This window comes from Microcoleus sp. B9-D4, assembly GCF_036705105.1.
In the GTDB taxonomy this organism is placed as follows: Bacteria; Cyanobacteriota; Cyanobacteriia; order Cyanobacteriales; family Microcoleaceae; genus Microcoleus.
Map to the genome: position 1 here is coordinate 23,368 of NZ_JAUBTS010000015.1, position 13,289 is coordinate 36,656.

Consider the following 13,289-nt stretch of genomic DNA (forward strand, 5'->3'; position numbering starts at 1 on the left):
TGACATCCACTAAATCATCGGCGATGGGTGCAATGCTATTTTCCTCGCTAACTGCTTCGTCTTCTAAGTTACTGACATCCACTAAATCATCGGCGATGGGTGCAATGCTATTTTCCTCGCTAACTGCTTCGTCTTCTAAGTTACTGACAGCCTCTAAATCATCGGCGATGGGTGCAATGCTATTTTCCTCGCTAACTTCTTCGTCTTCTAAGTTACTGACATCCACTAAATCATCGGCGATGGGTTCAATGCTATTTTCCCGGCTAACTTGTTCTAGGTTGTTGTCGGAACCTTGTTCGGATGTCTCCAAGTCTGAGGGCACAGTCATAGGTATTGTTGATTTTATTTAGGTTTTACGTTTATTAGTCTTGGGTGCAGGTGGTAGCAGAAATCAGTTTCTGGATTAAGGGCGATCGCTCTTTTTACTTTAAGCCCATTGGTTAGCCATAATTTTTTTTAGCCATCAATCACGATCGCAATTTTGCCGATCGCGCGGCCCGTTTCGCTGTAAGCGTGGGCTGCTGCTACTTCTTGTAAGCTGTAAGTGCGATCGACAATCGGCTCAACTTTATCGGATTCTATTAACTCCCGCAAAGCCCCTAAATCGCTGGTGTTGGCATTAGCGACAATTAATTTAGCTTTTTTACCCGATATAAACCAGCTTGTTACCATCGGTGCGAGGTTGTCTAAACTCGGCAAAGTCGAGATATAAACTCCCTCTGGTTGCAGCACTTTTTCGCATTCAGCAAATGTTCTTGTCCCGACAGCATCTAAAATTATATCATATTTATCGGTTTGTTGAGTAAAGTCAATTTCTTCGTAATCCAGGACAAAATCTGCTCCCAAACTCTTGACCAATTCTCTATTTTTAGCGCTGCAAACTCCCGTTACTTCCGCATTCATTGCTTTCGCAACTTGCACGGCAAAAGTGCCGACTCCGCCGGAAGCGCCGTTAATCAATACTTTGTTTCCTGCTTGAATTTGACCCAAATCCCTGAGCGATTGCAAAGCAGTTAAACCTGCGATCGGTACTCCTGCTGCTTCTGCATGAGTGATGTTTTTCGGTTTAATTGCTGCATCCGATTCTGGCACGGCCGCATATTCGGCGCAAGCACCCCCATTGATGGGATTTAAGAAAGTATAAACTTCATCTCCGGGTTGAAATTTCGTGACTTCCCGGCCGACTTCCACGACAACTCCCGATATGTCAGAACCGACTATTCGAGGAAAGTTAAATCCTGTTAATAGTTGCAGGTGTCCTTTCCGGATTTTCCAGTCTACGGGATTGACGCTGCTAGCGCGAACTCGCACTAACAATTCGTTGGATTTGGCGATCGGCTTGGACAATTCTCGGTACTGCAATTCTTCGGCTGAACCGTAGCGATCGAACGCAACTGCTTTCATGGCAAATTTTCCGGTTTATTTCCAATAGAACACTCAATCCTTTACAATTACAGCACATTCGATCTAAATGTGACACAGTAAATTGAGGCAGCCTTGTAGCAGCGGGCGATCGACTCTTGGAGGCCTCCTGACATGGCTCCGGTGTGAGGCAATGGGCCCGCTGGCAAGCGTGCGATGGCTAGCGATTAAAATTAATAGGCACGGGGCGGGCGATCCCATAACCCTGAGCATAATCTACTCCAATCTCCCGCAATTTTTCTAAGATAGTATCGTCTTCAACAAACTCAGCTATAGTTTCAAGATTCATCGCATGGGCAATACGATTAAACCCTTCAACGAGCGCTTGAGAAATCAAATTATGACTAATATTCTTGACAAAAGCACCATCTATTTTTAGATAATCAACTGGTAAATTGAGCAGATAAGCAAAGGAACTTAACCCACTGCCAAAATCATCTAAAGCAAAGCAACAGCCAATTTTTTTTAGTTCGCCCATGAAATATCGGGCTTGCTCAAAGTTTGCGATCGCTGCGGTTTCCGTGATTTCAAAACCAATGGTCTCTGGGGGGATTTTGTAGCGAGAAAATTGTTCTATTAAAAACCTCATAAACTGATTGTTACTAATGCTAGCCCCCGAAAGATTTATCGTGTATAAGCCTTGACTAATAATATCTTTCTCCGGTAATTTGTGATAGTTAGAAAAAAAAGTTTCGATTACCCAACAATCGATCTCAGTTATCAATCCGTAACGCTCGGCGGCGGGAATAAACTGAGCTGGAGATACTATTTGTCCATTTTCGTTCAGCATTCTAATCAAAATCTCATAATGCTCAACTAATGGTTTAGAAGTAATAGAGACAATTTTTTGGTAGTAGAGACAAAAACGATTGGTTTCCAGCGCCCGGGTGATTTTGGAAATCAACTGCCTCTCACCACGTTGTTTAATTAGTTCGCCATCATCTAGACTATAAATATGAACACAGTTGCGGCCTCTGGCTTTGGCGGCATAACAAGCTGCATCAGCCGCTCCCAGAAGCTCCATCAAATTTTGGCTGGTTTGGTCAATAGCAACAACTCCAATGCTGACTCCGATGATAAAGGTTTTGCCATTCCAAATAAACCGAAACTGATGCACTAAGTCTTTGAGGTTTTCCGCAATTTGAGTTGCTTGAGAGAGCGAACATTGATTGAGCAAAATACCAAATTCATCACCTCCCAAGCGAGCCAGCATATCATCAGCACGAACTCCCTCTTGAATAAGTGCGGTGATTTGGCGCAGTAGCTCATCGCCAGCAATATGACCGGCGGTATCGTTAACGACTTTGAACTGATCTAAATCTAAATAACAGAGAGCGTGCTGGTGATTGCTATGTTTAACAGAGGCGATCGCATCAACTAGGTGCTGCTCAAATCTTCGACGGTTGATTAACCCCGTCAGGGCATCGTGATTGGCTTCCCAAGAGAGTTTATGGGTGAGATAGCGCGATTCCGTAACATCATGAAAGACCATGACTGCCCCGATAATTTGACCTTGGCGGTCTCGAATCGGTGCTGCCGAGTCAGCAATGGGATACTCGGTTCCATCCTGGGAAATCAGAATAGTATTGTTAGCTAAGGTCACAATTCGCTCTTCTAATAGAGCCTTGTTTATAGGATTCTCTACTGTCTCTCGCGTCACTTGATCGACAATTAGGAAGACTGTAGAGAAAGGAACTCCTTGAACCTCATCAGCCCTCCAGCCTGTCAGCCGCTCAGCTATAGGATTGAAATATCTCACATTACCTTGGGCATCAGTAGTAATGACCGCATCGCCAATGGATTGCAGTGTCACTTGAGCCAATTCCTTTTCGGCAAAGAGAGACTCTTCGAGACGTTGCCGTTCTTCAATTTCTATCAAGAGACGTAAATTCTGCTTTTGGAGTTTTTGTTGCAGCCTTCCAATAGTTAGGTGGGTTTCGACACGAGCTAATACTTCTTCGACTTGAAATGGCTTAGCAATATAATCTACCCCTCCCGCAGCCAGCCCTTGCACCTTATTAAAAGTTTCATTGAGCGCACTCAAAAAAATTATTGGAATCTCTGCAGTGCGCTCGTCAGATTTTAATTGTCGGCAAACTTCATAACCATCAATATCAGGCAATTTAATGTCTAGTAAGATTAACTCCGTCGATGGCGATTGGGCGGCTCTGAGCGCCATTGCCCCTGTTATAGCACTGCGAACTTTATAACCCTCTGCCCTCAAAGTATCCCTGAGCAGACGCAGGTTATCAGGCAGATCGTCAACAATTAAAATATTGCCTCGGTAGTTTGTAGCTAGATCGCTAACCCTATCGCTAGTTCTATCGACAATCATACTGATTTCCCTAGTTTCCTGCTAGAGGAATATAAGCCTCTGAACCAATAGTATAGTTGAAGTATGAGGTTATAAAGGTCACTTTAGGCAGAAAAAAGTCCTGCGAGCCGAGATATGGCGCTGGCAAGGGGGCGCAGCCCTACAAAATCTGCATTGTTCGGCTAGGGGCAGTCCCCCCGTGGTTGCCCTTCTTCGCTTCGCCTAACATCATAAGAACATTGTTTCAAGCCAAGCAGCCGATTTATGAACAAGCACATTTCTCAAATGGCAAGTCTACTCGTCATTGCGAGCGGATGTCTCGTGCTGCTGGGTTGGCAATTTGACATCTCCCTACTCAAAAGTGGTTTTCCCGGTATGGCTTCGACCATGAAAGCCAACACGGCAATTTGCTTTTTGCTGGCTGGAGCGTCTTTGAGATTGTTGCAGTACCACAGAACCCGACTGCACAATCGCATCGCTCAAGGGATGGCAGGATTGATAATCATCATCGGTATGCTGACGCTGAGCGAGTATATTTTTGGTTGGAAGCTGAGTATTGATCAGTGGCTTTTCCGAGATTTCGTGTCTTCAGTGACTCCGTATCCGGGAAGAATGGGAATAAATACCGCCCTAAATTTTGTGCTGATGGGACTAGCACTGTTACTGTTAGGGCAAAATTCCCAACGGGATACTTGGTTGGCTCAGATTTTTAGTAGTGTTGCAGCTTTAATTTCTCTACTAGCTTTATTTGCACACCTATTCAATGTCGATATTCTTGAACGGTTGGTCACAATTACGACGACTCAATCCCTAAACACGATCGTCACCTTTTTCATCCTCTATGGAGGAATTTTATGGCTCCGCCCCAAGGAAGGATTAATGCAAGTAGTAACAACTCCCCTAGTTGGCGGAGTAATGGTTCGGTGGTTGCTGCCTTGGGCGATGATCTTTCCAGTGACACTGAACTGGTTCACTCTTCAGGGACAAAATTTAGGCTGGTATAACGCTAATTTTGGCTATACATTGCGTTCAACTATTATGGTTCTCACGTTCTCAATTCTCATTTTGGGGACGGCTCGCTTTTTGAACCAGATAGATTACCAGCGCCAACAAGCCGAAAAAGAAATTAAAAAACTTAACGAAACTTTAGAAATTCTTGTGACTGAACGAACAGATGCTTTACAAAAATCGCAGGCTCGTTTTGCGGGAATTCTAGAAATCGCCAATGATGCAATTATTTCAGTCGATCGCACTCAACGCATTACCCTGTTTAATCATGGGGCAGAAAAGATGTTTGGCTATAAAATTGAGGATATTTTAGGGGAGCCACTGAATTTACTGCTGCCAGAACAGTTTAGAGATGCACATCCGCAGCATATCAAACAATTTGCACAGTCTTCTACCAGAGCGCGAAGGATGGGAGAACGAGGCGAGATTTTGGGTCGTCGTCAAGATGGAACGCAGTTTTCGGCTGAAGCCTCTATTTCTAAGCTGGAAATGAGAGACGAAACGGTATTTACTGTTATTATGCGCGATATTAGCGATCGCAAACAAATTGAGATGGCTTTACGAAACAGTGAAGAGCAGTTTCGCCATGCGTTTGAAGATGCCTCTATCGGGATGGCGATCGTTTCACTTGATGGGCACTGGATTAAAGTCAATCCTGCCTTATGTCAGATTCTTGGCTACTCCTCAGAAGAGTTGTTAGCGTTAACTTTCCAAGACATTACCCATCCTGACGATTTAGACTCGGATCTTAGTTATGCAAATCAACTATTAGCAGGCACAATTTCAACTTACCAACTGGAAAAACGGTATTTCCATAAACAAGGACATATAATTTGGATTCTTCTGGATGGCTCGCTAGTACAAGATGGACAGGGAAATCCACTGCATTTTATTGCTCAAATCCAAGACATTACGGCTCGGAAAGAAGCTCAAAAAACGCTAGAGCTTCAAAGCGTTATCATGAATAACATGGCAGGAGGATTGTGTTTAGTCAAAGCCTCAGACCTCACGATCGTCTACACCAATCCTACATTTGACGCTATGTTTGGCTACACAGATGGCGAACTTGCAGGTCAATCTGTTAGTGTCTTGAATTATGTCGATACAAACGTTACACCAGATGTAACCGTTCTAGATATTGTCACTCAAATTGAACAGACCGGGGAAGCGAAATATGAAGTCCACAATAGAAAGAAAGATGGAACTCTCTTTTGGTGCAGAGTTAATACATCCCGGTTTGAGCATCCTGAATACGGAACTGTATATGTTGCCGTTCAGGAGGACGCAACAGAGCTAAAACTGGCTGAGCAAGCCTTGCAAGCTACCACAAATCGCCTCAACTTTCTTCTAAACTACAGCCCCGTGGTCATTTTTAGCAGTAAACCTGCTGGCGATTATGGAGCAACTTTCATCAGCGAAAATATCAAAGATGTATTGGGCTACGAAAGCAGGGAGTTTTTAGAAGATTCTAAATTTTGGGTGAATCACTTACACCCAGATGATGTAGAACCAGTGGTTAATGGGTTAGCAAATCTATTCGTTAATGATTTTTACTTCCACGAATACCGTTTGAGTCGCTCCGATGGGGTTTATCGCTGGATGCTCGCTCAGCTTAGGCTAATTCGAGATGGTTCAGGTACACCAGTAGAAATCTTGGGATATTTAATTGACATTAGCGATCGTAAACAAGCTGAGTTGGAATTTCAGCAGGCAAATGAAGCAAACCAAGCCAAGACTGTCTTCCTCGCCAATATGAGCCACGAACTCCGCACCCCCCTCAACTCAATTTTGGGATTCACGCAATTGATGAGCTATGAGAGAAATCTGACTCCTTCTCTCCAAGAACGTTTACAGATTGTCAATCGTAGCGGTAGACATTTATTGGACTTGATTAACGATATTTTAGATTTATCCAAAATAGAGAGCGGACGGATGACCCTCAATCCTTCTGAGTTTGATTTGACAAGTTTGCTGACTTCTATTGAAGAAATGTTCCAAGTTAAAGTCCAATCTAAAGAATTGCAACTCATTTTCGAGCTAGCTCCCGACATTCCTCAATTTGTGCATAGCGACGAGAAAAAACTATATCAAGTCTTGGTCAATCTGCTCAGTAATGCGATTAAGTTTACCAACCAAGGAAGCGTCACCCTACGGGTAAGAGCAGCACAAAGAGACAAAACATCCTGTCACCTATGTTTTGAAGTTGAGGATACAGGCGTGGGAATTGCGCCCACAGAAATTGATAGCCTATTTAAGGTATTTGTGCAAGCCGAAGCCGGGAAGAATTTGAGTCAAGGCAGTGGGCTTGGTTTAGCGATCAGTCAAAAACTCGTCAAACTCATGGGCGGTCAAATTCGGGTTAAAAGCACTTTGAACCAAGGTAGCACTTTTTCTTTTGAGATTGGTGTACAGTTACCTCAAGCAGAATCCTTACCCCCAGAATTAATTAATCAAAGAGTAATTGGTTTAGCTCCCGGACAACTGACTTACCGCATTCTTATTGTTGAAGATTTAGAAGAAAATCGCCGCTTGTTAGTCGAGCTCCTTACCTCGGTTGGTTTTGAGGTGAGAGAAGCAAAACAGGGAGTGGAGGCGCTCTCACTGTGCGAGACTTGGCTGCCGCACCTGATTCTGATGGATCTACGAATGCCGATCGTCGATGGCTACACAGCTACTAAATATATTAGAGAACGCCCTCAGAGCCAAGAAACTGTCATTATTGCTTTAACTGCCAGTGTTTTGGAAGAAGATCGAGAGAAAGTTCTTATGGCTGGCTGTAACGACTTTATAACCAAGCCATTTCAGCAGAGAGACATCTTTGACAAACTCGCTAAATATTTGGGAGTACAATATATCTACGAAGTCGTAGAACCAAATCCACAACAACTATTAGTTGAAACGGTGTCTGTAGAATATCTATCCATGATGCCCCCTCACTGGTTAGAACAAATGTATCACGCCGCTTACTATCTCGATACGGAAGTTATGAACGAATTAATCCTACAAATTCCCGAATCTCAAGCAGGTTTATCCAAAGCACTAACGGATTATATCAATAATTTTAATTCTGACCGAATTATGGAGCTGATTCGACCTTTGCTGCCGAATCGACTGTAGTTATCGAGTTTAAGGACAAAGAACCTATGGTGCTGTAAGCAGTGGCTATATTTCCAATAGACACCAACATGGGAAAGGATTTAGAAGTTTTTGGATAGGTCTATTGCAGATATCCATCAGCATGAGGAAATGGCATACACATTAGATGGAATGTGCTGTATCATATAGCAATTCTATTTCGTGTGTGAAGGGGATTGATTTTTTTTACTAACCGCAGAGGGCGCAGAGGTCACAGAGAAAGAGAAAAGAGAGACATAAATGATTGATTTAACCGGAAAGGTAATTTTAGTAACAGGTGGCTCGAAAGGGATTGGTGCCGTGACGGTGCGGACTCTGGTTAATGCTGGGGCTGAGGTGATTTTGCATTACTTTCGCAGTCAGAAAGAAGCGGAAGCGATCGCAGCAAGTGTTGCGGGCGATCGCTGTTATTTATTGGCGGCCGATTTGATGGTGGAAAATGCGGCCTCGATTTTGTGGCGAGATGCTTTAAAATGGCGCGGTCATATTGATATTTTAGTTAATAATGCGGGGATTATGCAGTCAGCGGGTATCGAGGACGAGTTCGATATTTGGTCGTCAGCTTGGCAGCAAACTCTACAAGTTAATTTAGTTGCCGTTGCCGATTTGTGCCGGGAATCTATTTTGCATTTTCAAACTCGCCGGGTCGGTACAATTATTAATATAGCAAGTCGCGCTGCTTTTCGTGGCGATGACCCGAATTATCTGCACTACGCTGCTTCTAAAGGTGCTATTGTTGCTTTAACTCGCAGCATTGCTAGAGGGTTTGCGACTGATAATATTTTGGCTTTTACAGTTGCACCGGGATTTGTCAGTACAGAAATGTCTAATCAGTTTATTCAGGAGTTCGGTGAAGCTGATATTATTCGCGATATCCCGATCGGCAAAATCGCTCCTCCTCAAGATGTTGCTAATGTTATCGCGTTTTTAGCATCCGGTTTGGCTACGCACGCTACCGGGACTACGATCGACATTAACGGAGCCTCTTACGTGCATTGAGACAATTACTGTAAAATACCTCTCAAGGCTCACGCTGACATCTTTTAAAACCAACTAATTTATCACTTTAGCAAGACGCTAAAAACATCATAAATCATTTAGGGTTAGATAAAAAGATAGTCTGAGGAAATTTGATTATGACAACCGATAATGGTAGCAACACAAAACGAGTTGCCATACTCATTGAAAATGGAGTTGAAGATTCGGAATTTTTAGTTCCTTACAACGCCTTAAAACAAGCAAATTTTGATGTAGTTGTCCTCGGTTCGCGGACAAACGAAAAGTATGCAGGAAAACAAGGAAAAGTTGCCCAGCAAGCTGACGGAACTACCACAGAAGCAGTGCCCGCAGAGTTCGATGCAGTGATAATTCCTGGCGGCATGGCTCCCGATACAATGCGGACTAATCCCAACACAGTCAGGTTTGTACGAGAAGCATTTGAGCAAGGAAAAATCGTCGCTGCTGTTTGCCACGGCCCGCAAGTTTTGATTGAAGCCGACTTGCTGAAAGGCAAAAATGCGACTGGTTTCTTGGCAATTAAAACAGACATGATTAATGCCGGGGCTAACTACATCAACGAAGCTTTAGTAGTTGACGGCAACTTGATCACTTCCCGCCAACCTGGAGATTTAGCAATATTTACCACCGCAATTATGGCTCGCCTCGGTTACGGCGGAAAAGAAGTCGGTTTGCCAGAAGAAACTGACACAAATGCAGAATGGTGGAAATTAGCTAATGGTTGGGGAGGTTCTACACAAGGCGACATTGTTAAAGGTTTGAATACCGCCCTCGCAGGGGAACGCTATGCTTGCGAAGCGTTTCAAAATTATGCGGAAAAAACGCAAGATAGCGATTTGCGATCGCTCTTGAAAGAAATGATTCAAAACAAACAGCACCACATCATCGCTCTCGAAAGTCGCCTCAACGATTTCGGTGAAAAACCCTCAATTCCTGCCCAAATTGCTGACAAGTACGCTAAATTAAAAGCTTCTATGCAAGGAACCGATGAAACGTTCTTACTGCGGAGCACTCTGGGTGACTTGCAAACTGGTGTTGTCGATATCAACAACCTGCGGGTGAAGTTCACAGATCCGGTATCAACGGCTATTTTGACAGAAATAGAATCGGATTTGTCTAAGTGTGAACAAGTCGTTGCTAAACTCTTCCGCGCCCGTGCAGTTTCCCAGGAAATTAAGTCGCCTAAACCTTCAACTAGCCCCGCTGTAAAAATGTAATCAGCAAGAGTATCAATAAGTTTGTAGTTTTGTTGAAAGGTGAAAACTCGCACCAATATCGCAACTACAAACTTGCTCTGCAATCCTACAATATACGCCTTTGCGGTAAAATAAAACCCAAGACTAAAAAGCAGATATTCAACTAACTGCAAGGTGGAGGGTTTTATTAAATGGGTTTTATTTTTGTTTCACCGGAACACGGGGGGTTTGAAGGAAGCTTGCTGCATCCGGGGGCGGTACAAGCCCCCGGATTCATCCGTGTACAAATAAAAAATATAGTATCCGATAACCAGCCCCCGGATACATCCGTAAAGTTGCTTTCTTCAATTCTTCAATTCTTAAAATCTCAAATCTCAAATCTCAAATCTCAAATCGATTAACCAGCCCTCGGATATATCCGTAATATCATGTCCGATGGATTAACCATAATATCCCGGTCGGGGCGGGTTTTTGAGATTGTCAATTATTGGCAGGTATTGTTGGTGAGGGGATCCCCTACAACAATCGCGTTCCCTCGACCGGAAATGATATGAGGTCGCTTTCTTCAATTCTTTAAATCTTCAATTCTTTAAATCTAAAATCTAAAATCTAAAATCTAAAATCGATTGGCTTGTTCCCTCTTCCTTTAGACAGGAGACACATGGGCTATAAATGCGCTACTGTGTTGCCAATATTTTGATGAGGAAAAAAAGGCTGTGGTTCCCTTACGCGATGAAAATCCCATTACTATCACTCCCTACGTCACCTACGGGCTGGTTGCCGCAAACATATTAGTATTTTTGTACGAACTCAGTTTGGGCGATCGACAATTAACCGAATTTTTCTACTCTTGGGCCGTAATTCCTTGCCAGTTAAGCAATATGTGTCGGGTGGCTCTGCCAGTTTCGCCATTTCCCGAATGGACGACACTAATTAGCTCCCAATTCCTGCACGCAGGCTTTCTCCACATTGCGGGAAATATGTTATTTCTGTGGATTTTTGGCAACAACGTAGAAGACCGTTTAGGACACGTCAAATTTATAATATTTTACCTTACTTGCGGCGTTTTAGCGTCACTAACTCAGTGGTTTTTTTCCTCAGCATCTGCCATTCCGTCCCTAGGTGCTAGCGGCGCGATCGCAGGCGTGATGGGAGCTTACATTCTCAGATATCCCCAAGCCAAAGTCCTGACACTGCTGCCCTTGGGAATCTTTATTACCACTGTCAGAGTTCCCGCTTTCTTCTTTCTAGGATTTTGGTTTGCACAGCAAGCATTGAGCGGCTTGGCTTCCTTGAATGCCCCGGCAAGTGTCGGCATGGAATCCGGGGGAGTTGCCTACTGGGCCCACGCCGGCGGCTTTGTTTTCGGCGCTATTCTCGGCCCTTTGTTGGGATTGTTTTCTGAAGATAATCGAATTTGATTTTTCACCGCAGATGAACGCAAATAAACGCAGATAAACTCCTAACAAAATTTGCGTTTATCTGCGTTTATTTGCAGTTTCAAACCTCTGATTTTTCTCAAAGCTCGGTGCTATGCTTGGCTCTTTGTTGGGATGGTTTTCTGAAGATAATCAGATTGATTTTTTCACCACCGTGATATCATGTCCGATCGATTGAACGCGATTAAAGGCTTAGGAAGGGTTTACAGATTTTCCCGTTTCTATTCAATATCTTCGTGAACCCGCCCTTACAGGAATCATGGTTAATCGACCGGACATGATATGAACCCAAATAAACGCAGATAAACTGCCAACAAAATCTGTTTTTATCGGCCTTAATCTGCGGTTTCAAACCTCTTATGTTCCTAGATAAAGGTCAAGTCAAATTCCGAAAGAGCAGAAACCCCAGTTACACCATTTAACTTCGCCAAAATGCGAGAATCGCTGCCGGTGAGGTTATTGCCATTGCCGTCATAAATGATGTAAGTATTGCCGCCGGAATCGTAGGCAAACAAGAAAGCACTTCCTCCCAGAATATTTGCAGAAACAGTTGTCTGCACATTCAGCAGAACTTGGCTGTTACCGCCCAGATTCGCAAATCCGGGGGCAAAATTAAACTGATCGGCGATCGGCACACCGAGACCGTTAAAATCAGTAATCACATCGTATCCGCCCGCGGCGATCGCAGCCTCGATCGCCGCCGAAGAAGCCGCATCAAAAGCCTGCCCACCTTGTGCAGGGCTGGTATAGCGGAATTGATTGCCGCCGCCGCCCCCCGTCATGGTATCTGCGCCGAGGCCCCCTACGAGCACGTCGTTATCCACACGGCCGTTAATCGTATCGTTGCCGCCTTGACCATCAATAGTATCGCTGCCCGCCAAACCGTCCAAATTGTCGGGCAAAGAACCCCCAACTAAATTGTTAGGCCCGCTATCTGCCGGCAAGATTTGAACTGTGATAGTACCTACGCCCGGAATTGTCCCGAATCCGTCGCTGACGCTGTAGGTGAAAGCAGTTGTACCCGCTACGTTGCCGGGGATGAATTGCACTTGAGAGACAAGATTTACAGCTATCCCCAGTTGCGGTGTGCTGACATTGATAATGTTGAGCGTCCCTTTTTGCGGGCTGGAATCGTTGGCCAGTACATCGATGAAAGTGGGCAGCGAATTATTCGTACTCGTAAATACGATGCCGTCATTGACAGCAATCGGCGACAGGGTACTTGGAACAGTTACGGAGGTATCGAAAGAATTGATGTTAATCGCCACTGACGCTGCTGCCGTGCCGCCTTGGTCGTCAGCTACGCTGTAGCTGAAAGAACCGGCTGGCCCGATCGCGTTTGTTCCAGGTTGGAATTTCAGCCCGAGTAAATCCTGAACGGTTAACTTTTGGTTCACGGCGATCGGGTTCGTACCGGTAATTACCTGACCAAAAGTAGGATTGGGAAGTCCGACTACCGCGATCGACAGTGGATCGCCCTCCGGGTCGCTGGGCGCCGAAATGCTCAGAGACAGAGGCAAATTCTGCAAACCAGTCACCGTCTTGCCCGCTTCCACGATCGGCGGCTGGTTAGGAGTCGGAGATGTAAAACTCGGCGGACTCGGCCCCCCGCCCAAAGGCGGAGGAGTTGGGGGCGCCGCAGTGGGAGTGGGGACGATCGAAGGACTCGGACTCGGAGTTGTCGCGCCCGCAGTCGGACTCGGACTCGTACCCGGAACCTGTACCGGCAATGGATCCGTTGTGGGGTTCGTGGTTGTC

At 44.8% G+C, this 13,289-nt stretch carries 7 protein-coding genes and 1 pseudogene; 4 read left to right on the plus strand and 4 right to left on the minus strand.

Translation table 11 applies throughout. The features are described from left to right. From QUB24_RS11815 to QUB24_RS11825, 3 genes and pseudogenes are all read right to left on the minus strand, one after another. Positions 1-328: pseudogene (locus tag QUB24_RS11815) on the minus strand (hypothetical protein); the annotation flags it as partial. A 128-nt stretch (positions 329-456) separates the two neighbouring features. Next, positions 457-1,404 carry an NAD(P)-dependent alcohol dehydrogenase gene (locus QUB24_RS11820; RefSeq protein ID WP_333153349.1) on the minus strand — a complete coding sequence of 316 codons (948 nt, stop codon included), beginning with the start codon at positions 1,402-1,404 and terminating at the stop codon, positions 457-459. A 178-nt stretch (positions 1,405-1,582) separates the two neighbouring features. Continuing rightward, positions 1,583-3,757, minus strand: a complete 2,175-nt coding sequence (locus QUB24_RS11825) for an EAL domain-containing protein (protein WP_333153350.1) — start codon at positions 3,755-3,757, stop codon at positions 1,583-1,585. Positions 3,758-4,000: 243 nt separating this feature from the next. On the opposite strand from QUB24_RS11825, the gene QUB24_RS11830 reads away from it, so the two are divergent. The 4 genes from QUB24_RS11830 to QUB24_RS11845 all read left to right on the plus strand — a co-directional run bounded on the left by QUB24_RS11830 (position 4,001) and on the right by QUB24_RS11845 (position 11,513). Beyond that, positions 4,001-7,861 carry a PAS domain S-box protein gene (locus QUB24_RS11830; protein WP_333153351.1) on the plus strand — a complete coding sequence of 1,287 codons (3,861 nt, stop codon included), beginning with the start codon at positions 4,001-4,003 and terminating at the stop codon, positions 7,859-7,861. 258 nt (positions 7,862-8,119) lie between these two features. Further along, the gene (locus QUB24_RS11835; RefSeq protein ID WP_333153352.1) at positions 8,120-8,878 is read left to right on the plus strand and encodes an SDR family oxidoreductase; all 759 of its coding nucleotides are present in this window, start codon (positions 8,120-8,122) and stop codon (positions 8,876-8,878) included. Between the two features lie 137 nt (positions 8,879-9,015). Continuing rightward, complete coding sequence (locus QUB24_RS11840) at positions 9,016-10,113, plus strand: DJ-1/PfpI/YhbO family deglycase/protease (protein ID WP_333153353.1); 1,098 nt, start codon at positions 9,016-9,018, stop codon at positions 10,111-10,113. A 695-nt stretch (positions 10,114-10,808) separates the two neighbouring features. Beyond that, entirely contained in the window at positions 10,809-11,513 is a 705-nt protein-coding gene (locus tag QUB24_RS11845; RefSeq protein ID WP_333153354.1) for a rhomboid family intramembrane serine protease, read from the plus strand. A gap of 383 nt (positions 11,514-11,896) precedes the next feature. Here the strand turns inward: QUB24_RS11845 and QUB24_RS11850 are convergent. Continuing rightward, positions 11,897-13,289: Ig-like domain-containing protein (locus QUB24_RS11850; RefSeq protein WP_333153355.1), on the minus strand; the 1,393-nt coding region annotated here is incomplete at its 5' end.